The organism is Phenylobacterium sp. Root1290, assembly GCF_001425305.1.
GTDB lineage: Bacteria > Pseudomonadota > Alphaproteobacteria > Caulobacterales > Caulobacteraceae > Phenylobacterium.
Genome location: NZ_LMEE01000001.1, coordinates 1,933,083 through 1,953,497, shown reverse-complemented (window position 1 = coordinate 1,953,497; position 20,415 = coordinate 1,933,083). Strand labels below are relative to the sequence as shown.

Genomic DNA, 20,415 nt, shown 5'->3' with positions numbered 1-20,415 from the left:
CCTTGTTTTCGGGAGACCTGGGGAGGGTCGGCCTTCCCAAACCCTTAATTCAAAAGGCGCCGCGACAAAAGGGGCGGCGAGGGTTTCATGAGAATGACATGCAATCAGCCTAACCGATGAGCAGTTCTGGCCGGCCAAGGGGGCACGGAATGGCAGATCTGCCGATCCGCAACTATCGCGCGGTGTTCATCTCCGACATTCATCTGGGCACAAAAGGCTGCCAGGCCGAGTTGTTGCTCGATTTCATCCGGCACATCGAGTGCGAAACGCTCTACCTCGTCGGCGACATCGTCGACGGCTGGAAGCTGCGCTCTGGCTGGCACTGGCCGCAGTCGCACAACGACGTGGTGCAGAAGATCCTGCGCCTGGCCCGCAAGGGCGTGAACGTCATCTATGTCCCGGGCAATCACGACGATCGCGTGCGCGAGTTCGTCGGCGTCCACTTCGGCGGGGTGGTGGTGGTGCGCGACGCCATCCACGAGACCGCCGACGGCAAGCGCTTCCTGGTCCTGCACGGGGACGAGTTCGACGGCGTCGTCCAGCATGCGCGCTGGCTGGCCTTCGTGGGCGACTACGCCTACCGGGCGCTGATCGCCACCAACACCCTGTTCAACCGCATCAGGCGGCGGATGGGCTTCGGCTATTGGAGCCTCTCGGCCTTCCTGAAGACCAGGGTCAAGAACGCGCTGCAGTTCGTCGAGAACTTCGAGGCCGCCGTCGCCGACGAGGCGCGGCGCCGCGGCGTGGACGGCGTGATCTGCGGTCACATTCACAAAGCCGAGATGCGCGACATCGACGGGATCGCGTATATCAACGACGGCGACTGGGTTGAGAGCTGCTCGGCGCTCGTCGAACACCACGACGGCACGCTCGAGATCCTGCACTGGGCCAAGCTTCGCTCGTGGTCGGCCATCGACCGGACGATCCGTCTGGTCGAGCCGGCGCTTGAGCCCGAAGCCCTGCCCACCCCGGCGGCGGCCTAGGGCCCCGGATCACCCCTGATTGACAGCCCTGCTGATTTGGTGACAGTCCCGCTGTCATGTTACCGCCGACACGCTACGCTTCCAGCCTGCGCGACCGCCAGAAACAGGCGACCCGCGACCAGATCATGCACGCCGTGGCGCGCAAGCTGGAATCCGGTCCCCTTGAGGACCTCAGCTTCGCGGACATCGCCGCCGAGGCCGAGGTCGGCGAACGCACCGTCTATCGTCATTTCCCCACCAAGGAAGCCCTGCTCGGCGCTTTCTGGGCCTGGCTGCAGGCCCAGGCGCTGACACCGGCCCGGCCGGCCGCGAGGATTCGCGACGCCATCACCGCCCCGCGCGAAAACGGCCACAAGCCGATGCGCATCCTGCTGGTCACCGACGCCTGGGAGCCGCAGGTCAACGGCGTCGTCCGCACGCTCAGCCGCGTGGTTGCTGAACTGACCAACCTTGGTCACTCCGTCGAGGTCATCAGCCCCGACCAGTTCAAGACCTTCCCGCTGCCGACCTATCCCGAGATCAAGGTGGCGATCGCCGCCCACGAGCCGGTGCAGGAGCGCTTCAAGGCGTTCGAGCCGGAGGCCATCCACATCGCCACCGAGGGTCCGCTGGGCCTCGCCGCGCGCCGCATCTGCGTGGAATGGAAGCTTCCCTTCACGACCAGCTACCACACCCGCTTCCCGGAATACGTCTCTGCGCGCCTGCCTTTGCCGCTGGCCGCGGGCTACGCCTACATGAAGTGGTTCCACAAGCCGTCCGGCCGCATGATGGTCACCACCCCGACCATGAAGGACGAGCTGGAGCGCCACGGCTTCGGCAACATCTCCGTCTGGTCGCGCGGCGTCGACACAGTGATGTTCCACCCCAAGCGCGACGACGAGCCCGACATCTTCGAAGGCCTGACCCGGCCCATCTTCCTCTCTGTCGGCCGCGTGGCGGTGGAGAAGAACATCGAGGCGTTCCTCGGCCTCGACCTGCCCGGCACCAAGGTGGTGGTCGGCGACGGCCCGCAGCTCGAGGAACTGCGGGAGCGCTATCCCGCCGCGGTGTTCACCGGGGCCAAGTTCGGCGACGAACTGGCCGCGCACTTCTCCTGCGCCGACGTCTTCGTCTTCCCCTCGCTCACCGACACCTTCGGGCTGGTGATCCTGGAGGCCATGGCCGCCGGCATTCCCGTGGCGGCCTATCCCGCCCCCGGGCCTATCGACATCCTTCCGGGTTCCGGCGCCGGCGTCCTGGCGCACAGCGCCACCGAAGGCCTGCGCGAGGCGTGCCTCGAAGCCCTCAAGCTCGACCGCAAGACCGTGCGCGCCTTCGCCGAGGGCTTCTCCTGGAAGGCCTGCGCCGAGGACTTCGTGAAGAACCTCCAGCCCTATCCGGAGCCGGAGAAGACCCGCTTCTGGCGCAAGCTGCGCCGGCTCGCCCGTGTGCGCCGACGGCGTCCCGAGGCCGCATAAGGGACCGCCCATGTCCGCCAGCGTCGAACGCGTCGAATTCCCCGGCCATTCGGGGGCGACGCTCGCCGCCCGACTCGACCGGCCCAACGGGCCGATCCGCGCCTACGCCCTGTTCGCGCACTGCTTCGCCTGTTCGAAGGACCTGCTGGGCGCCCGGCGCATCGCCGCCGACCTCGCGCGGATCGGCGTCGCCGTCCTGCGCTTCGACTTCACCGGACTGGGATCGAGCCAGGGCGAGTTCGCCTCGACCAACTTCACCTCCAACGTCGAGGACCTGCGCGCCGCCGCGGACTATCTGCGGCGGCATCATCGCGCGCCCTCGGTGCTGATCGGCCACTCCCTGGGCGGCGCCGCGGCCTTGGCGGTCGCCAAGGACATTCCCGAGGTCCGGGCGGTGGTGACCATCGGCGCCCCCGCCGACCCCAGCCACGTCCTGAAGAACCTCGGATCCAGCCTCGCGCAGATCGAAGCCGAGGGTCAGGCGCAGGTCGAACTCGGCGGTCGCAGCTTCACCATCAAGCGCCAGTTCATCGACGACGTGCGCCGCAGCAGCATCCGCGAGGCGGTGGCCACGATGAAGAAGCCGCTGCTGATCCTGCACTCGCCGCTCGACCAGACCGTCGGCATCGAGAACGCCACCCGCATCTTCCTGGCCGCCAAGCACCCCAAGAGCTTCATCTCGCTCGACAAGGCCGACCATCTGCTCAGCGATCCCGACGACGCCGCCTTCGCGGCGCAGGTCATCTCCGGCTGGCTGGGCCGCTACATCGACGCCGACGCACCTCAGGGCGACGAGCCGATGGAGCACGTGCGGGTCATGGAGACCGGCGAGGGCAAGTTCCAGACCGCCATACAGGCCGGCCGCCACCGACTGTTCGCCGATGAACCCGAGAGCGTCGGCGGGCTCGACACGGGCCCATCGCCCTACGATTACCTCTCCGTGGCGCTGGGCGCCTGCACCTCGATGACCCTGCGCCTCTATGCCGAGCGCAAAGGACTCAAGATCGGCCGCGTGCAGGTCGATGTCAGCCACGAAAAGATCCACGTCCGCGACGGCGTCGCCGGCGCCGACACGCCCGCCGTGGGCAAGATCGACTGCTTCACCCGGGTGATCTCGATCGAAGGCGAACTCTCCGACGACCTGGCCGCCAAGATCGTCGAGATCGCCGACAAGTGCCCGGTCCATCGCACCCTGGAAAACGGCTCCCAGGTCCGTACAGAGGTGCGGCGCGCAGCCGGCTGAAACGAAAAGCGCCGCGGACCCGTTGGCCCGCGGCGCTCTCCACTCTCCAGGGACTAACCTTTAGCTGGCGGGACGCGCCATCGGGGTCAGCTTCTGAGCAAGCGCCTTCTGGCCCTCGTGCTGGCTGGCCGGCAGCGAGATCAGGCCGCGGCTCCCGAGATAGCCGCCCCGGCCCGTCGCCGCGTCGGAGACGAACTCGTTCAGGTATTCCTGCAGGCCCTGGGTCACCCCGATATTGGCCTTCTTCACGTAGATGTAGAGCGAACGGGCCAGCGGGTACGAACCGTCGGCGATGGTGTTCGCGGTGGGCTTCACGCCGTTGACCGCCGCGCCCTTGATCTTGTCCATGTTCTCTTCGAGGTAGGACCAGCCGAAGACGCCCAGCGAGCCGGGGGTCTTGGTCAGGGTGCCGACGATGGCGTTGTCGTTCTCACCGGCGTCCACCCAGCCGTCCTTGCGCATCGGATCGACCAGTTCCTTGAACTTCTTCTCGTTGTTCGAGCGCAGTTCTTCGGCGGTCGGGAACTTGCGGGCCCCGGCCTCGATGGCCAGCTCAACCCAGGCGTCGCGGGTGCCCGAGGTCGGCGGCGGGCCGTAGACGTTGATGCGGTTGCCCGGCAGGCCGGTGCCGATCTCGTCCCACGTCTGGTAGGGGTTCTTCACGAACTTGCCCTGGCGCAGCACGTTCGCGGCCAGGCCCAGGTAGAGGTGCTCGGTCTTGAAGTTGTAGTCGGCGCCTTCCTTGTCGGTCGCCACGACGATGCCGTCGAAGCCGATCTTGATCTGGACGATGTCCTTAACGCCCTTGGCGGCGCAGGCGTCGAACTCCGACTTCTTCATCGGACGCGAAGCGTTGGCGATGTCCGGGAAGGCGTCGCCGACGCCGCCGCAGAACAGCTTGATGCCGCCGCCGGTGCCCAGGCTCTCGACTTTCGGAGCCTTCTTGCCGGTCTTCTTGGCGTAGTTTTCAGCCACGCGGGTGGAGAACGGGAACACGGTCGACGAGCCGGCGGCCCAGACGTAGTCGCGGGCGGCGTAGGCCGGAGCCGAGATCGCCATAACGGAGGCGGCGGCGGCGGTGAAGGCCAGTAGTTTTTTCACGGGAGGTTGCTCCTCGAGGGAAAATGGGGTGCGGAGCGGCCCAGGGACCGCCCCGCTGGGGAGGTCTTAGAAGTCGAACTGAGCGCGGAACTGCAGGGTCTCGACATCGACGTCGGCGCCGACGGCGCGGTTGTCGTTCTCGGACTTCGTGTAGTTCGCCATGAACCGCACGTAGGGGTGCGGGTACCAGTTGGCGCCGAGGGTCCAGGCCGAGTACTCGCCGGCCGTGGCCGGGATGTTGAAGTCGGTCAGGTCGGTGTTGTCGTAGCGGACCGCCAGTTCCAGCGCGCCGAGGCCGCCGCTGGTCATCGGGTTCAGGATCTTGGTCCGACCCCACTCGCCCTTCTTGACGTCGAGGTTCTTCATCTCGCCGGTCACGAACCACGAGCCCGACACGTAGTAGCTCTTCAGGTTGCTGGAGACGTTGGCCAGACGATCCACGTCAGCGGTCGCCCACTCGCCCTGCACCGAGAACGGGCCCTGGATGAAGATGCCTTCCAGGCCGACCATGGTGTCGGAGACGCCGACCGCGCCGGTGGTGATGTAGCGCGCGCCGTAGTTGGTGTTGTTGCGGGCCTGGTAGGTGAAGTTGGCTTGGTCCTGGCGGTCGCGATAACGCGCCCAGGCGCCGACGTGCAGCTTGGTGGCGTCGCCGTTGATCGGCACCCAGGTCACGCGGCCGTTGACGCCCAGAGTCTCGCTGCCGCCGGTGGCGGTGGCGGTCGGGTCGGCGTTGTTGAGCGAGTCGCCCGAGATCGCGGCGGCGGCGGTCCAGTTCTCGCCGTTCGCCTTGACCTGCACGTTCATGACGCGGCCGATGTCGAGCACGTCGTTGAACGGCCCGCGTTCCATGAAGGTGGTGTAGCGCGACGACGAGATGTTCTCGAACGACACGGTTTTGAAGTTACCGGCCATGATCGAGATGCTGTCGGTCGGCTTGTATTCGAGGATCAGGTCCTCCCAGTTGGCCGAGCCGCCGGCCACGGTGAACTCGGCCTTGTAGGCCCAGTTCGCATTCCAAGTGCCTTCGACGCCCAGGCGAGCGGTGCGCAGGCGGGTGACGTCGGCTTGGAAGTCGGCGCCGGTCTGGCGATCCACTTCCTGGTGGACGAAATCTTGGTAGACGCGGCCGCGGACCTTGAAGGTCAGCGAGTCGTTCTGAAACTGCGGAGCGCCTTTCCACGACGTCGTGGTGTCTTGCGCCTGAGCGCCGCCGGCGATGGCGAGCGCGAGCACGCCGAGCGCCGCCCCGGCGCAAAGCGAGGTGTTGATCTTCATTATCAGGATCCTTGTAGAGCTATCCCCGTGAGCCCTTTCAGAGGCTTGCGAGGCGGCTTAACGAGGTCCCGTGACGCTTCAGCCAAGCTTCCGCGACGGCTCGTCGTCAGTTTGATGACGGATTTGCGATCCCCCTCTCCGGGGATGGGCTCACCGCCCCCAGAGGGGGATTAATCCCTTTGATATCAATGTCTTGATTGAATCGGGAGATCGCCGACCGCCTGACGGCGGGACTCCCGAAGAGCCCCGCCTGCGACCTTTTTGACACGCCTAAAGCAGACGCCCACGGATGGTTTGTGACAGCAGGTCGATCAGTGTGACAGCGATCACGATGACGATCGCGATGGCCGCGACTCGCGAATAGGCGAACGAGTTGAGGCTGTCGAACAGGATCTGGCCGATCCCGCCGGCGCCGATCAGACCCAGCACGGTGGCCGCGCGGCTGTTCGATTCGAAACGATAAAGCGCGTACGAGGTCCAGAGCGGCGCCACCTGCGGGATCACCCCCCAAACGACTTCCTGCAGCGGGGCCGCGCCGGTGGCGCGGACGCCTTCGACCGGGCCCTTGTCGATCGACTCGACCGCCTCGGAGAACAGCTTGCCCAGAACGCCGCCGGTGTTGAGCGCCAGGGCCATGACCCCGGCGAACGGCCCCAGGCCGACGGCGACCACGAAGATCGTGCCGATGACCAGGTCGGGCACCGAGCGCAGCATGTCCATCATCCGCCGGATCGGCAGCTGGACGTAGGACGGCGTGACGTTGCGCGCGCCCAGCAGGCCCAGCGGCACAGCCAGCAGCACGGCGATGGCGGTGCCCCACAGCGCGATTTGCACGGTCAGCCACATCTGGCCGACCAGGAACGTCCAGTCGCTGAAGTCGGGGCGCAGAAACTCGCGCCCGAACTGACGCATGTTGTCCGAGTTCTGGAAGAGCAAAGGCAGCTTGCTCATTTCCGCGGGACCGAAGCTGATCACCAGCAGCACCGCGATGCCGCCCCACAGGGCGACGTCGAACACTTGCTGGCCCAGGGGCCGGGACGGCGGCTTCAGAAGGGCGGCGTCAGTTACGCTGGCGGTCACGTGAATGTCCTATTGGGCCGCGACGGGCTGGCCGGTCTTGGCTTCCAGCGCTGCGCGCTCGGTGGCGATGGTGTCGAGCGCCTTCTGGGCCTGCCCTTCCTTCACCTTGTCGCCAGCGTTGCGCGCCGACAGCAGTTGTTCGGTCGCTTCCATCTCGCGCACCGGCAACAGGTGCGAGTTGTCGGCCGGGCGGAAGCCGCCGATCGACAGCGCGGCCAGCAGCTTGCGCTGGCGCTCGGCCTCCGGGCCTTCGCCCTGGGCGTAGGTCAGGAAGAACTGACGCAGCTTCTCCTTCACCGCGGGATCGAGGTCGCTGCGCCAGATGATCGGGTCCTCAGGCAGCTTGGGACTTTCCCAGATCACCCGCACCTGATCGGCCACGGGCGAGCCGCGCTCGCGCTGCAGGCGCAGGGCGGTGGAGTTGTTGGTCGCTACGTCCAGGACGCCCTTGGCGACCGAGAACAGGTTGGCCTGGTGATTGGCGGCGCGCACCTGCTTGAAGCAGGCCTCAGGCCGAATGCCCTTGGGCGCGAAGAGATACGTCATCGGCGCCAGCGTGCCCGAGGTCGACTTGGCGTCGCCGATGCCGAAGGTCAGCGTCTTGTCGCACTTCAGCACGTCTTCCAGCGTGGTCTTCGAACTGGCCGGCACGATCAGCAGCGACTTGTATCCGTCCGATCCGCTGGGATCGAAAGTGCGGGCGAAGACCTCGCCGTTCGAACGGCGCACGGCCTCCAGGCCCGACTGGTTGGAGAACCAGCCCGCGTCGGTCTGCTTGAAGCGCAGGGCCTCGATCAGCGCCGTGTAGTTCGACGCGAAGAACGGCTTAACCGGAATGCCGATCGACTTTTCCATATCGGCCAGGATCGGCTTCCAGAAGGTCTCCATGCTGGTGGAGTTCTCGGTCGCCAGGATCGAGAAGTTGACCACCTTCGGCGGGCCGCCGGCCGGCGTCGTGGTTTCGGACTTGCCGCAGGCCGCAAGACTAAGGGCGGCCAGGCTGCTGCCGATGAGCAGGCGACGGTCGATCATTGCGGGGCTCCTTCCCAGAAGACGTCTTCGAATTCCGGGCCGTAGATGTCGATGAGCTGTTTGCGTTCCAGTCCCGATGCCGGGCCGTCATAGACGACCTTGCCCGCCTTCAGCGCAACCACGCGGTCGCAGTAGCGCAGAGCGTAGTCCACCTGGTGCAGGGTGACGACCACCGTAAGGCCGTCCTGCCGGTTGAGATCGCGCAGGATGTCCATGACCCGCCGCGCCGACACCGGGTCGAGCGAGGCGACAGGCTCGTCGGCCAGGATGATCTTCGCCTTCTGGACCAGCGCGCGGGCGATCGCGCCGCGCTGCTGCTGGCCGCCGGAGAGGGTGTTGGCGCGTTGGCCGGCGTACTCGGCCACGCCCACCCGCGCCAGGGCCGCCATCACCGCGTGCTTGGTCTCGTCCGGCCAGAAGCCGAGCACCCCACGCAGGAACGGGATGCGCCCCAGCGAGCCCAGCGCCACATTCGAGAACAGGGTCAGCCGGCCGACCAGGTTGAACTGCTGGAAGATGAAGCCGATGCGGATGCGCGCCTCGCGCACCTTGCCGCTGATCTTGCCGTCCGACTGCACGACGCCGCCGAACGCCTCGATGCGGCCCTCGCCGCCATCGATGGTCTGCAGACCGCTGATCGAACGCAGCAGCGTCGACTTGCCCGATCCGGACGGCCCGATCAGGGCGATCATCTCGCCCTTGCTGACATTGAGGGAAACGGAATCGAGCGCGCGCCGCGAGCCAAAGCTCTTGGAGGCGTTCCGCACGGACAGTACGGCGGCTTCAGACATAGATGGCGAGGCTTCCCCGGATCAGCGCGCGCATTGGTACGGACTGGCTGTGATCGCCGACCTCTGCGACGGCTTCATGACACGGGGCCACGCTTTCGGTCCAGCGTCGGATACTGCACCCGCGGGAGGGAAGCCCGCAATTGCGCTAGGGAAGTCAATCGGAAGCGACCTCGAGGCTGAAACGAGCCTTGGCCAGATCGCGGGCTCCGCCACGGCGGTAAAAGGCGATGGCCGCCTCGTTCCAAGCTGGGGTCTGCCACTCGACGCGGTCCAGCCCCTCCTGGCGCGCCTGGGCGGTCACCGCCTGCATGAAGGCCGCGCCGAGCCCAAGGCCGCGAGCGCCTTCACCCAGGAAGAGGCAGTCCAGATGCAGGTGCTCGGCCCCGGACCACGTGGCGAACTCACGGCTGGCGCTGGCGTAGCCGACCAGGACCCCGTCCCGCTCGGCCACCCAGATGAAAAGTCGCCCGGCCTGGAACGCCGCCGCGGCGAGGCGCTCCTCCAGGCCTTCCGTTGCCGCGGCCGCACGCTCGAACGCCGCGTGCTCGGCGACCAGGGCGACGACAGCCGCCAGATCCGACCGGCGAGCCCGGCGGATCATGCTGCGGGAACCGCCAGGTCGAAGCCTTCATCGATCCATCCGGTGACGCCTCCGTCCATTCGCTTCACCGGGCGGCCGAGCCGCGCCAGCCGCACCGCCCCGCGCGCTGCGCCGTTGCAGTGCGGGCCTGCGCAATAGACGACGAACAGGGTCTCGGCCGGCCACGCCTCCATCCGCGAGGCGATCATCTTGCCGTGAGGGATGTTGAGCGCGCCCGGTACGTGTCCTCTGGCGAACAGGTCGGGACCGCGCACGTCGACCAGGACGAAACCAGGATTTCCGGACGTCATCGCGGCGTGGACGTCCCAGCAATCGGTCTCGAAGGCGAACTCTCGTTCGAAGTGAGCCAGGGCCTCGGCGGAAGTGGCGGCTGGCGACTGGGTGACGGGGTTGGTCATTGGCGGCTCCCTTGTTTGGCGACCGCAACCTCGCCGTACACCCGGCGTCCGACAATCGGCAGGAATGCCAACAATCGGCAATATCCTGCCAAACGCGATGCCTGTAGGTTCGCCGCATGCAGCCCAATCGCCGTATCGTCGCGCTCGCCTACGACAACCTCTGCAGCTTCGAGTTCGGCTGCGCGGCCGAGGTGTTTGGCCTGCCCCGTCCCGAGCTCGGCCCCGATTGGTACAGCTTCGAAGTCTGCGCGGCCGAACCTGGCCCGCTGCGCGCCATGGGCGGCCTGAGGGTGCACGCCGAGGCTGGCCTGGAGGCGCTGGCTGGCGCCGGCACGATCGTCATTCCCGGCTGGAAGGGCGCCGATGTTCAGCCCAGCGACGACCTGCTGGCCGCCCTGCGCGCGGCCCATGCGAGCGGGGCGCGGCTGGTCACCATCTGCTCAGGGGTGTTCGTACTGGCCGCAGCCGGTCTGCTGGACGGTCTACGGGTCACCACCCACTGGCGCTATGCTGAGAAGCTCCAGCAGCGCTATCCGGCCCTGACCGTCGATCCGAACGTGCTCTATGTCGACACGGGCCAGATCCTGACCTCCGCCGGCAGCGCCGCGGGGCTCGATCTCTGCCTGCATCTGGTCCGCCGCGACTTCGGTCCAAAGATCGCCAACCACGTCGCCCGTCGCCTGGTCGTCGCGCCCCATCGGGACGGCGGCCAGGCCCAGTTCATCGAGCGGCCCGTGCGGGACGCCCCTGGCTCGCGCCTGACCCACCTCCTCGACGAGTTGCGCCAGGAGGTGAAGACGCCCCCGACCGTCGCGCAGATGGCCGCCCGCGCCGCGATGAGCGAGCGCACCTTCGTCCGCCGTTTCCGCGAAGCGACCGGCGCGGCGCCCGGCGAGTGGCTGGTGACGGCTCGCCTCGACCGCGCCCGCGAGTTGCTCGAGGCCAGCAGCCTTTCAATCGAGCAGGTGGCGGTCGAGAGTGGCTTCGGGGCCGCCGCCACCCTGCGCCACCACTTTCGTAGCCGCCTCGGCCTCAGCCCCGCGGCCTACAAGGAGCGGTTCTTCGCCGGCGCCTGAGCGGCGGCGATCAAGTCCGTCAGCACATCCCACACGAAGACGACGTTTTCAGAGCGCCATAGGGGACCCGGGTCGGTGAACCCGCCGGCGCGCCGCCCGCCCAGGCGCTCGTAGAAGCCGATGGCCGGCATATTGCCTGCCACCACCGCCAGCGCGCAGCCGCCATAGCCCCAGTCTGCGAGCCGCCCCGCGAGCGCCGACATCAGCCGCCGACCGATCCCGGCGCCTTGGACCGAGGCGTCCACATGCAACCAGCGTATCTCGCCGCGCCCCTCGAACACGGCTTCCGTGGGCGCGCAGGCCGTGCCGAACGCGACGATGCTCCCGTTCCGTTCGGCGACCAGGGTCACGCGCTGGGCGTGCGGCTCGCCCAGCACTTCCTCCCAACGCGCCCGGCGGACCGGCTCGGTCAGGCCCTTCCAGGCCGCCTGGGTCGCCAGGTCGCGATAGGTCGCGCGCCACACCTCGTCGTGGAGTCTGGCGATCGCCGCCGCATCCTCGGAAACCGCTGTGCGCAAAGCGATCGGCGCCTCTGGAAAATCCCTGGAAACCACGTCGCGGCCTCCCCCTCGCAAGCCCTGGCCGGGCCTGGGTTTGATGACAATTTTTGGGCGAAGAAACAAACCCCTTTACATCAGGGGTCATCGACCCTATTTCGCACGGCTCCGGCGGACCCGATGTCCTGAAAAAGCGCTGCTAACGCCGGCTGGGTTCAACTGCAGATGGGGGCTACGTGAATTGCGCACGTACCATACGCCCCTGGACCTGGTCCGTGAGCGGCCACCGGAACGCCCTGTCGCCATTGCGCGACCGGACGCGGTGGCGGTAGCGGCGCGCTGGTTCCAGGAAAATTTCAAAGGCGACGTCTTCTACGCCGTAAAGGCTAATCCTTCGCCGTGGGTCATCAAGGCCCTCGTCGAAAACGGTGTGACGTCCTTCGATGTGGCCTCGGTCCCCGAGATCGAGCTTGTCGCCGAGCACGCGCCGGGTTCCCGCATGGCGTTCATGCACCCGGTGAAGAGCCGCGCCGCGATTGCGGCCGCCTACTTCGACCACGGCGTGAAGACCTTCTCGCTGGATACGCACGAGGAACTCGAGAAGATCCTCGCCGCGACCCAGGGCGCGAAGGACCTCAACCTGATCGTCCGCCTCGGCGTCACCGCCGAAGGCGCGGCCTATTCGCTGGCCGGCAAGTTCGGCGTCGATGCGCATCAAGCTCCCGGCCTGCTGCTCGCGACCCGCCGCGCGACCCAGGACCTGATGGGCGTCTCGTTCCATGTCGGCAGCCAGTGCATGCGGCCTACGGCGTACCAGGCAGCCATGACCCAGGCCTCGCGCGCCCTGGTCCGCGCCGGCGTGTTCGCCGACGTGGTGGACGTGGGCGGCGGCTTCCCGTCGGTCTATCCCGGCATGGTTCCGCCGGATCTGGCCGACTACATGGACTCCATCGACCGCGGCTTCGCCGAGATGATGGTGCACGAGACGACCGAGCTGTGGTGCGAACCCGGCCGGGCTCTGGTCGCCGAAGGCTCGTCGATCCTCACCAAGGTCGAGCTCAAGAAGGGCGACGCGCTCTATCTGAACGACGGGTCGTACGGCTCGCTGTTCGACGCCGCGCACACCAAATGGCCCTTTCCGGTCAAGCTGCTCCGCAGCGAGAACGGCGAGGCCGAGGAAGTCAAAGGCCCGCTCAAGCCCTACCGTTTCTGGGGCCCGACCTGCGACTCGCTCGACCACATGCCCGGCCCGTTCTGGCTGCCGGAGGATGTGCGCGAGGGCGACTATGTCGAGATCGGCATGCTCGGCGCCTACGGCGTGGCGATGAACACCCGCTTCAACGGCTACGGCGACGCCGAAACCGTCGAGGCCTCCGACGCCCCCATGGCCTCGATGTACGGCCTGGCCCGTCGGTCCATTCCGGTTCCCCGCCAGGAGAACCAGAATGTCGTGAAGCTGTCGCGTGCGCGCGGGAAGAAGCGTCGGCGGAAATAAGCCGGCTGCTCGGTAGTTATAGGCGCGGCCGGTCGCTCCGTCCCGGTCGCGCCTCTTCCATTTGGACGGGCGCTCAAACTCTAGAGGTTTCAGAGAATGAACGCTGACGTTCAGAAGTCGAACCGCAAGGCCGAGTTGCTGGCCAACACCGTCGAGCACGTGGCGATCGACCAGTACGACGCCCGTCCGGTCATCGACGCCATGCGCAAGATGAGCTTCACCAGCCGCGACACCGCGCGCGCCGCCGACATCTGGTCGATGTCGCTGGAAGACAAGGACTGCTCGACCTGGCTGACCCTCGCGGGCTCGACCAGCGCCGGCGGCTGCATGCACATCTACCGCGACATGGTGAAGTACGGGATGATCGACACGATCGTCGCGACCGGCGCCTCGATCGTCGACATGGACTTCTTCGAAGCCCTCGGCTTCAAGCACTATCAGGCCCAGTCGAACGTCGACGACCGCGACCTGCGCGACCTCTACATCGACCGCATCTACGACACCTATATCGACGAGGAAGAACTCCAGAACTGCGACGGCACGATCTACGAGATCTGCAATCTGCTGGAGCCGCGCCCCTATTCGTCGCGCGAGTTCATCTGGGAGATGGGCAAGTGGCTGGCCGCCGGCAACGCCAAGAAGCCCGACTCGCTGATCGAGGTCGCCTATCGCGAAGGCGTGCCGATCTTCTGCCCGGCCTTCGTCGATAGCTCGGCGGGCTTCGGCCTGGTCAAGCACCAGGTCGAGCGGATGAAGGAGGGCAAGCCCTACCTGACCATCGATGCGGTCGCCGACTTCCGCGAACTGACCGACATCAAGCTGGCGGCCGGCACCACCGGCCTGTTCATGGTCGGCGGCGGCGTTCCGAAGAACTTCGCCCAGGACACCGTGGTCTGCGCCGAGATCCTCGGCCACGAAGCCGAGATGCATAAGTACGCGGTGCAGATCACCGTCGCCGACGTCCGCGACGGCGCCTGCTCGTCCTCGACGCTCAAGGAAGCCTGCTCCTGGGGCAAGGTCGACGTGACCTGGGAACAGATGGTCTTCGCCGAAGCCACCACCGTGGTCCCGCTGATCGCCTCGGACGCCTGGCACCGCGGGTCGTGGAAGGCCCGCACCAAGCCGCGCTGGAACAAGCTCTTCGAAAAGAAGGCCTAAGACACAACAAAACGGCGTCCTTCGCGGGACGCCGTTTTTCTTTGGACTATTCGCCCGCCATGTAGCGGTCGAACCGCTCCTTCCAGTCTGGGTGCCAGCGCGACAGCGCCGGGCGGTTCTCGACGATGTCGCCTGCCGTCCACAGCACGCGCTTCTCGTCCACGGCCCGCGGCGTCTCGTTGTCCTCGCACCACAGATAGAATTCGCCGCGCGCGATCCCCTCGAACATCCGGTCGACCACCTGCTCGGAGGTCCAGGCCGCGGCAGGCCGCTCGGGAATACGGCGGGCGATCATCCCCGTATAGGTGAACCCCGGCACCAGCAGATGCGCGCTCACCTGGCAGCCGGGCGTGTTGCGCAGCGTGTGCGCCAGCCCTTCGGTCAGCGCCTTCACCCCGGCCTTGGAGACATTGTAGGCGGTGTCTCCCGGCGGCATGGTCACGCCCTGCTTGGATCCGGTATTGATCACCAGCCCGGGCGCGCCGCTCTGCGCCATGGCCGGCGCGAAAGCCTGCACCCCGTGCAACACCCCCATCAGGTTGATCCCCAACACCCGCGACCAGCCCTCGGGATTGGACAGCGCGTCGCCGCCGCCGCCGACCCCGGCGTTGTTCATCAATACCGACACCGGGCCCAGCCGATCCGCGACGGTGCGGGCCAACGCCTCCATGGCCGCCTGGTCGGACACGTCAACGTTCACCGCAACCGCCTGGTCTCCAAGTTCGGCCTGCACCCGCGCCAAACCTTCCGCGTCGGCGTCGGCGAGGCAGACTCGCAGCCCCTCACGCACGAAGCGCCTGGCCGCGGCCGCACCGATGCCGTTGGCCGCGCCAGTGACGACTGCGACGTTTCCAGTAGCGATGGCGGGGTGCATGACGATCTCCAGGGCTGCGGACTGCGCCTCAGTCTAACGGCTCTCGTCACCGCACAGGTTCAATTCTGCGCCGCCCCGACCGAGCTCTTCGGGCGATCACCCTGGGCTATCCCCTAGAACTGGTAGCTCGTCGCGACTTGCAGCCCGACCAGCAGCAGCATCGCGGCCAGGCAGATCATGTGATCGCGGTAGATATCGACCGCCAGCCTGGTCTGCACCTCCGGCAGGTCCACCGCCTGCCCCAGCCTCACCGCATTGCGCCATGTCCGGCCCAGAGCCAGCCCGATCACCACAAGCGCCAGGGCCAGCGAACCAAGCCCGACCCACAGCGGATGCCACCCCTGCACGATCTGGATCAGGATCGCCGCCAGGGTCAGGGCCGCCACCGAGGGGGTCACCCAGTTCATCGGCCAGGCCCCGGTCATCACCCGTCGATAGTAGGCCGCCAGCGAGACCAGCACCTCGTCGGATGCTCGGTCCGGGCCGCGCCGCTGGACCTGCACGTCGAACATCAGATCGACCCAGAGCACCGCCGCCAGAAAGCCGGCGCCGGACGCGATGACTGCATTCATGGCCACTGTCCTGTCCGCCAGGGTCCGCCCCCGCCTTGACCAGTTCCGTGAATTCCCGCGCCGATGTCAATTCCGGGCTCAGATCCCGGCGTACCACTCGTAGCCGCGATCTTCCCAGAAGCCGCCCTTGCCGCCGCCTATGCCGGCCAGATCGGCGACCGCCTCGATCCGCATGACGTACTTGGCGTGCTTGTAACCCAGCTGTCGCTCGACCCGCAGGCGCAGCGGCGCCCCGAACTTCACCTCCAGAGGCCCGCCGTTCATGTCGTAGGCCAGGATGCTCTGCGGATGATAGGCGTCGATCAGGTCGATGCTCTCGTAGTAGCGGCCAAGCCCCTCCGGCGCGTTCGGATCCAGTGTGTCGGCGCAATGGAAGACGATATAGCGCGCCTCTTCCTTCAGGCCCGCCCGGTCCAGCAGCGGCCCCAGCCGCGCGCCGGTCCACTGGCCGATCGCCGACCAGCCTTCGACACAGTCATGCCGGGTGATCTGGGTCCGCGCCGGCTGCGCGCGCAGTTCGGCCAGGCTCAGCGACAAGGGCCGCTCCACCAACCCGTCCACCACCAGCCGCCAGTCGGCGAAGCCGGCCTCGACCAGGGCCCGGTACTCTGGATCTCCCGGCGCGGTCGAGCCGTTCGCCCGGAAGTCCGGGGAAATCTCGGCCGGCGTGAATTCCTGGGCCAGCGCCTTGCGGTCGACCACCAGCCGCTGCACGCGCCGGGTCAGCCCTTCGGCCTGGGCCAGCCCCTTCTGCACGCCGGCGTTCATGGTGAGCTTGTCACAGGCCCCCAGCGCGGCGCCGAGCGCTGTGACGGCCAGGCCCGACAGCCAGCGACGACGGTCCATCATCGTCCATCCTCCCCTATGGCGTACTTGCCGGTGATCATCGCGCGCAGGCTGTTCACCGGCCCGGAGACCAGCACCATGGCGACGTGGACCAGCACGAACAGCACGATCAGGCCGGCGCTGATGAAGTGCAGCGTCCGCGCCGACTGTCGGCCGCCGAACAGCTCGGGCAGCCAGGGGAAGCCCGCATTCATCCCCGGCGACATCGACAGCCCGGTCAGCACCATCATCGGCAGCAGGACGAAGATCACCGCCAGATAGGTCAGTTTCTGCAGGGCGTTGTAGCGGCGCGCCGCTTCACCCTTGGGAAAGCGCAGCCGCGCATGGTCGGAGACCTCGCGCAGCAAGTGGCCTGGCGCCAGCTGGTCGCGGCCCGGCAGCAGGTCGCGGCGGAAGTGGCCGCCGATCAGTCCCGCGCTCACATAGACCAGGCCGTTCAACACGAAGAGCCAGGCGAAGGCGAAGTGCCAGCGACGGCCGTCGGCCAGGCTGCGATAGCTCGGCAAGGTCGCCCAGGACGGAAACCCGCGCACCTCGTTGCCGGAAAAGCCCAGGACGCCGGTGGTTTCGAAAAGGGTAGAACCGATCTTGGTGACGCCGACCGCTTCGCCGCCGCGCTCGCCCGCGAACATCGCCACCCACGGCCGTGCGAAGGTCGAGACGTCGCCCCAGTACAGGGCCGGGTGGGCGTTGAAGATCTGCAGCCCGCTGAGCAGCAGCACGACCAGCGCCGCCAGGTTGATCCAGTGCGTCGCGCGCGTGACCAGGCTGTGCCGACGGACAAGCGTGCTGGCGGGGGGCGGCATTCGGCTTCCTCCAGGGTCGAGAGACTGTGCCATGGAGCCGTTACGTCGGCCACAGCCGGCCGGATGCTCGAACGGCGGCAGGAACACGATGCGGGCTCGGCGATTTCCGCATCAGGCCTGGAGAACGCCGATGCCCCATCCCCGCGAAGACCACCGCCCGCCGCCGGACCGCGAACCGCCCCACGAAACCGCCCGCGCGGCCGATCCCACGCTCGACGAAAGCCGCAGCTTCGATACCGACATGCCGCCTGGCGGCCATATGGGTTCGGCCGGGGATCCCGCCGAGGGCAAGCGCGACTAGAGCTTGCGAACGAACTCGGCGCGCAGCACCAGGCCCTTGATGGTCTCGTGCCGGCAGTCGATCTCCTGCTCGTCACCGGTCAGGCGGATCGACTTGATCACCGTGCCGCGCTTCAGGGTCTGGCCGGCGCCCTTGACCTTGAGATCCTTGACCAGGGTCACGCTGTCGCCATTGGCCAGCAGATTGCCGACGGCGTCGCGCACCTCGACCTGCTGCGCCGTCGCCGTTTCTGCCGCCGCGTCCGCGGCGCTCACCCACTCGCCCGTGGTTTCGTCATAGACGAACTCGTCGCCGTTCCCGCTCATACGCGCCTCGCAAAACTCGCTCTGGCGGACTTAGAGCCTCGCGGCGGCCAGGGCCAGCCCGCTAGCGCCGTCAAGCCTCTCCCCCTAAGGTCCGGGCCGGTTGATTTTCGGGGGAGTGCGCGCGTGTCTGATCAAGGCGTCGAGGTCTGGAGCGGCGGCGTCAACACCTGGGAATGCGACGAGATGGGGCACCTCAACGTCCGTTTCTGGGTCGCCAAGGCCCAGGAAGGACTGGCCGGCCTCGCCGCGCAACTGGGCATGCCGCGCGCCTTCGCCCGCGACGGCGAGTCGACCCTGGTCGTCCGCGAGCAGCACATCCGCTTCTTGCGCGAGGCCAAGCCCGGCGCCTCGCTGCACATGACCGGCGGCGTCATCGAGATCGGCGAGAGCGACGCGCGCCTGCTGCTGGTCATCCGCCATATGGACGGCCAGCCCGCCGCCACGTTCCAGCTGCTCGTCGATCACGCGACGACCCGTGAATTGCGCCCCTTCCCTTGGCCCGAGCGCATTCTCCAGCGAGCCAAGGCGCTGGCGATCGATGTTCCCGCCTACGCCGCGGCCCGCAGCATCGACCTCTCGCCGGTCGTCCCCACCGCGTCCCTGGCCCGCGCCGACGAACTGGGCCTGAAGCGGATCGGCCTTGGGGTCATCGGCCCGGCCGAGTGCGACGTGTTCGGGCGCATGCGCCCCGAGCTGTTCATCGGCCGGGTGTCCGATGGGGTCGGCCGGCTGTTCGGCGACGTCAGGCCCGGCCCGGCGGACGGAGACGCCAAGATCGGCGGCGCCGTGCTTGAGTACCGCGTCCTGCATCTTGGCTGGCCCGAGGCCGGCGACGGCGTCGAGCTGCGCTCGGGATTCGCCGGCTGCGACGCGCGCACCCGCCGGGTCATGCACTGGATGGTCGATCCCCAGAGCGGCCGGCCCTGGGCCAGCGCCGAGGCTGTCGTGGTTTCGTTCGACCTCGAACGACGCAAGGTCGTCGACATCTCGGCCGAAGCCCAGGCGGCCTTCCGCGCCGCGTCGCCGCCGGGCCTGGCGCTCTAGGACGCCGCCGATCTCAGAACCGACCGCACCAGGTCCGGCCGCTCCATCGGCAGAAAGTGAGTCGTGCCGGGCACGGTCTCGACCTCGATGCGCCCGGCGGCGACCAGGGCGTCGAACTTCGGGTCTTCGCGGCAGGTCGATCCCTCTGCCGCTCGCAGGATGCGAATCGGAACCTGGGCCTGCTCGAACGCGCCCCAGGTGTCGTGGGCGTGCGAGGAGAAGTTCGAGGCCTCCCACTCCGGCGCGCAGGACAATTCCACCTGGCCGTCGTCGCGCTCACGGAAGCCGTCGGCCACATAGTCGGCCAGGGTCTCGCCGCTCCAGGTCTTGAACGCTCCGCGCCCGGTGTAGGCGGCGACCACAGCGGCCTTGTCGGGAAACACCGAACGCCGGCGCAGCGCGCCCTGCACCAGCGGCGAGTTGGAAACCTGGCCTGGGTCCGCCATTCCCGCAGACGGCATCACCACCGGGTCGAACAGCACCACGCGCCGCACCCGCTCGGGGGCCTGCGCCTGGGCCAGCACGCAGGCCGTGCCGCCCATCGAATGGCCCGACAGCACCACGTCGCGCAGATCCAGCGTCGCGAGCAGCGTCAGCAAATCGTCCCGCAGCCCGTCCCAGGACGTGCGCCCCTCGGTTTCGGCCGGCAGGGTCGAGCGTCCATGACCGCGCTGATCGACCGCCAGAATCCGCAGATCGTCCGCGAGCGGGCCGAGGATGCTGCGATAGGTGCGGGCGTTGAAGCCGTTGGCGTGCACGAAGACGATATCCACAGGCCGGCCGGGATCGCCGAAGTCGAGAACCGCCATGGCCCCGCCACGGCCTTCCAGGTCGATCAGCCGCGCACGCGGCGCCTCCGCCAAAGCCGAATCCATCACCAAACCCTCCGCCGACCGCCAATCTGACCCGCCAGGCCCCTCGAAACCACATTGACGCACCGTTCGACAACACCCTCGAAGGCCTTGGTTTTTCAGGGCAACGGCCCGAGGGTTACAAAAGTGATCACGAGGGCGTGAATTAAAGCCTTGCCCTGAGCGCGAAGCCGGGCATATTCCGAAACAGCACAGCGATGTTCCCCGTCCGGGGCGCCTCGTTGGGCGCCTTCTAACCTCCGTTTCCAGGGGACCCAGGACATGACCACCGAAATCCTTCGCAAGCTGCTCGTCGCCGGCGCCGCCGTCGCCGCTCTGTCCGTCGCCGCTTGCGGCAAGCCGGCTGAAAAGGCCGCTGACACCGCCGAAGCCACCGCCGAAACCGCGACCGACGCCGCCGCCACCGCGACCGACGCCGCCGCCACCGCCGCTGACGCCGCTGCCGACGCGACCGCCGCCGCTGGCGACGCGACCGCCGCTGCCGCCGCTGCTCCGGCCGACGCCGCTGCCGCTGCCGCCGCTGCTCCGGCCGCTCCGGCTGCCGACGCCGCTGCCGCTCCGGCCGCGAAGTAAGTCTTACGAACGCATCCGCGTTCTTAAGCGAA

The 20,415-nt window shown here is 67.6% G+C and carries 23 protein-coding genes and 1 pseudogene; 10 read left to right on the top strand and 14 right to left on the bottom strand.

Going from position 1 to position 20,415, the window contains the following annotated elements; translation table 11 throughout:
- Positions 1-149: 149 nt before the first annotated feature.
- The 4 genes and pseudogenes from ASC79_RS09480 (at position 150) to ASC79_RS09470 (ending at position 3,683) form a co-directional block, all read left to right on the top strand.
- On the top strand, positions 150-983 hold the full coding sequence (locus ASC79_RS09480; protein ID WP_056023077.1) for a UDP-2,3-diacylglucosamine diphosphatase: 834 nt from the start codon (positions 150-152) through the stop codon (positions 981-983).
- 56 nt (positions 984-1,039) lie between these two features.
- Positions 1,040-1,231: pseudogene (locus tag ASC79_RS21770) on the top strand (TetR/AcrR family transcriptional regulator); the annotation flags it as partial.
- 111 nt (positions 1,232-1,342) lie between these two features.
- Positions 1,343-2,440, top strand: a complete 1,098-nt coding sequence (locus ASC79_RS09475) for a glycosyltransferase family 1 protein (protein WP_056023703.1) — start codon at positions 1,343-1,345, stop codon at positions 2,438-2,440.
- 10 nt (positions 2,441-2,450) lie between these two features.
- The gene (locus tag ASC79_RS09470; RefSeq protein WP_056023080.1) at positions 2,451-3,683 is read left to right on the top strand and encodes an alpha/beta fold hydrolase; all 1,233 of its coding nucleotides are present in this window, start codon (positions 2,451-2,453) and stop codon (positions 3,681-3,683) included.
- 60 nt (positions 3,684-3,743) lie between these two features.
- Here ASC79_RS09470 and ASC79_RS09465 read toward each other — a convergent pair whose 3' ends face one another.
- The 7 genes from ASC79_RS09465 to ASC79_RS09435 all read right to left on the bottom strand — a co-directional run bounded on the left by ASC79_RS09465 (position 3,744) and on the right by ASC79_RS09435 (position 9,964).
- The gene (locus ASC79_RS09465) at positions 3,744-4,784 is read right to left on the bottom strand and encodes a substrate-binding domain-containing protein (RefSeq protein WP_056023083.1); all 1,041 of its coding nucleotides are present in this window, start codon (positions 4,782-4,784) and stop codon (positions 3,744-3,746) included.
- 66 nt (positions 4,785-4,850) lie between these two features.
- Complete coding sequence (locus ASC79_RS09460) at positions 4,851-6,062, bottom strand: OprO/OprP family phosphate-selective porin (RefSeq protein ID WP_056023086.1); 1,212 nt, start codon at positions 6,060-6,062, stop codon at positions 4,851-4,853.
- Positions 6,063-6,332: 270 nt separating this feature from the next.
- Positions 6,333-7,148, bottom strand: a complete 816-nt coding sequence (phnE, locus tag ASC79_RS09455) for a phosphonate ABC transporter, permease protein PhnE (RefSeq protein ID WP_056023089.1) — start codon at positions 7,146-7,148, stop codon at positions 6,333-6,335.
- A 3-nt stretch (positions 7,149-7,151) separates the two neighbouring features.
- The gene (gene phnD, locus ASC79_RS09450; RefSeq protein ID WP_056023091.1) at positions 7,152-8,174 is read right to left on the bottom strand and encodes a phosphate/phosphite/phosphonate ABC transporter substrate-binding protein; all 1,023 of its coding nucleotides are present in this window, start codon (positions 8,172-8,174) and stop codon (positions 7,152-7,154) included.
- Entirely contained in the window at positions 8,171-8,965 is a 795-nt protein-coding gene (gene phnC, locus ASC79_RS09445) for a phosphonate ABC transporter ATP-binding protein (RefSeq protein ID WP_056023095.1), read from the bottom strand. Before phnC ends, phnD begins: the two co-directional genes overlap by 4 nt.
- A 154-nt stretch (positions 8,966-9,119) precedes the next feature.
- Complete coding sequence (locus ASC79_RS09440; RefSeq protein ID WP_056023099.1) at positions 9,120-9,566, bottom strand: GNAT family N-acetyltransferase; 447 nt, start codon at positions 9,564-9,566, stop codon at positions 9,120-9,122.
- Positions 9,563-9,964 (bottom strand): rhodanese-like domain-containing protein, encoded by a 402-nt coding sequence (locus ASC79_RS09435; protein ID WP_056023102.1) that lies wholly within the window; start codon positions 9,962-9,964, stop codon positions 9,563-9,565. Before ASC79_RS09435 ends, ASC79_RS09440 begins: the two co-directional genes overlap by 4 nt.
- Positions 9,965-10,080: 116 nt before the next feature.
- On the opposite strand from ASC79_RS09435, the gene ftrA reads away from it, so the two are divergent.
- Positions 10,081-11,040, top strand: coding sequence for a transcriptional regulator FtrA (gene ftrA / locus ASC79_RS09430; RefSeq protein WP_056023105.1), 960 nt, complete (start codon positions 10,081-10,083; stop codon positions 11,038-11,040).
- Here the strand turns inward: ftrA and ASC79_RS09425 are convergent.
- Entirely contained in the window at positions 11,010-11,594 is a 585-nt protein-coding gene (locus ASC79_RS09425; protein ID WP_200937100.1) for a GNAT family N-acetyltransferase, read from the bottom strand. The two genes, ftrA and ASC79_RS09425, sit on opposite strands and share 31 nt — an antisense overlap.
- A 184-nt stretch (positions 11,595-11,778) precedes the next feature.
- On the opposite strand from ASC79_RS09425, the gene ASC79_RS09420 reads away from it, so the two are divergent.
- Together ASC79_RS09420 and ASC79_RS09415 are read left to right on the top strand one after the other, a co-directional pair.
- On the top strand, positions 11,779-13,032 hold the full coding sequence (locus ASC79_RS09420; RefSeq protein ID WP_056023108.1) for a type III PLP-dependent enzyme: 1,254 nt from the start codon (positions 11,779-11,781) through the stop codon (positions 13,030-13,032).
- 96 nt (positions 13,033-13,128) lie between these two features.
- On the top strand, positions 13,129-14,190 hold the full coding sequence (locus tag ASC79_RS09415) for a deoxyhypusine synthase (protein ID WP_056023111.1): 1,062 nt from the start codon (positions 13,129-13,131) through the stop codon (positions 14,188-14,190).
- Positions 14,191-14,236: 46 nt separating this feature from the next.
- Here the strand turns inward: ASC79_RS09415 and ASC79_RS09410 are convergent, their stop codons facing one another.
- The 4 genes from ASC79_RS09410 to ASC79_RS09395 form a co-directional block, all read right to left on the bottom strand.
- Entirely contained in the window at positions 14,237-15,064 is an 828-nt protein-coding gene (locus ASC79_RS09410) for an SDR family NAD(P)-dependent oxidoreductase (RefSeq protein WP_056023114.1), read from the bottom strand.
- Positions 15,065-15,177: 113 nt separating this feature from the next.
- On the bottom strand, positions 15,178-15,636 hold the full coding sequence (locus ASC79_RS09405; RefSeq protein ID WP_056023117.1) for a hypothetical protein: 459 nt from the start codon (positions 15,634-15,636) through the stop codon (positions 15,178-15,180).
- Between the two features lie 78 nt (positions 15,637-15,714).
- Complete coding sequence (locus ASC79_RS09400; RefSeq protein WP_056023120.1) at positions 15,715-16,485, bottom strand: molybdopterin-dependent oxidoreductase; 771 nt, start codon at positions 16,483-16,485, stop codon at positions 15,715-15,717.
- Complete coding sequence (locus ASC79_RS09395) at positions 16,482-17,288, bottom strand: cytochrome b/b6 domain-containing protein (protein WP_056023123.1); 807 nt, start codon at positions 17,286-17,288, stop codon at positions 16,482-16,484. Before ASC79_RS09395 ends, ASC79_RS09400 begins: the two co-directional genes overlap by 4 nt.
- A 130-nt stretch (positions 17,289-17,418) precedes the next feature.
- Between ASC79_RS09395 and ASC79_RS21050 the strand changes: the two genes are divergently transcribed.
- A complete protein-coding gene (locus ASC79_RS21050; protein WP_156378403.1) occupies positions 17,419-17,589 on the top strand; it encodes a hypothetical protein in 171 nt (56 codons plus the stop codon).
- On the opposite strand, the gene ASC79_RS09390 is transcribed toward ASC79_RS21050, so the two are convergent.
- Positions 17,586-17,792 (bottom strand): alkylphosphonate utilization protein, encoded by a 207-nt coding sequence (locus ASC79_RS09390; RefSeq protein WP_369817322.1) that lies wholly within the window; start codon positions 17,790-17,792, stop codon positions 17,586-17,588. The two genes, ASC79_RS21050 and ASC79_RS09390, sit on opposite strands and share 4 nt — an antisense overlap.
- A 225-nt stretch (positions 17,793-18,017) precedes the next feature.
- Here ASC79_RS09390 and ASC79_RS09385 point away from each other — a divergent pair, with 225 nt between their 5' ends.
- The gene (locus tag ASC79_RS09385; RefSeq protein WP_056023130.1) at positions 18,018-18,938 is read left to right on the top strand and encodes a thioesterase family protein; all 921 of its coding nucleotides are present in this window, start codon (positions 18,018-18,020) and stop codon (positions 18,936-18,938) included.
- On the opposite strand, the gene ASC79_RS09380 is transcribed toward ASC79_RS09385, so the two are convergent.
- Positions 18,935-19,813 carry an alpha/beta fold hydrolase gene (locus ASC79_RS09380; RefSeq protein ID WP_056023133.1) on the bottom strand — a complete coding sequence of 293 codons (879 nt, stop codon included), beginning with the start codon at positions 19,811-19,813 and terminating at the stop codon, positions 18,935-18,937. The two genes, ASC79_RS09385 and ASC79_RS09380, sit on opposite strands and share 4 nt — an antisense overlap.
- Before the next feature lie 258 nt (positions 19,814-20,071).
- Here ASC79_RS09380 and ASC79_RS20755 point away from each other — a divergent pair, with 258 nt between their 5' ends.
- Positions 20,072-20,383 (top strand): hypothetical protein, encoded by a 312-nt coding sequence (locus ASC79_RS20755; RefSeq protein WP_082532007.1) that lies wholly within the window; start codon positions 20,072-20,074, stop codon positions 20,381-20,383.
- The last annotated feature ends 32 nt before the right edge of the window (positions 20,384-20,415 follow it).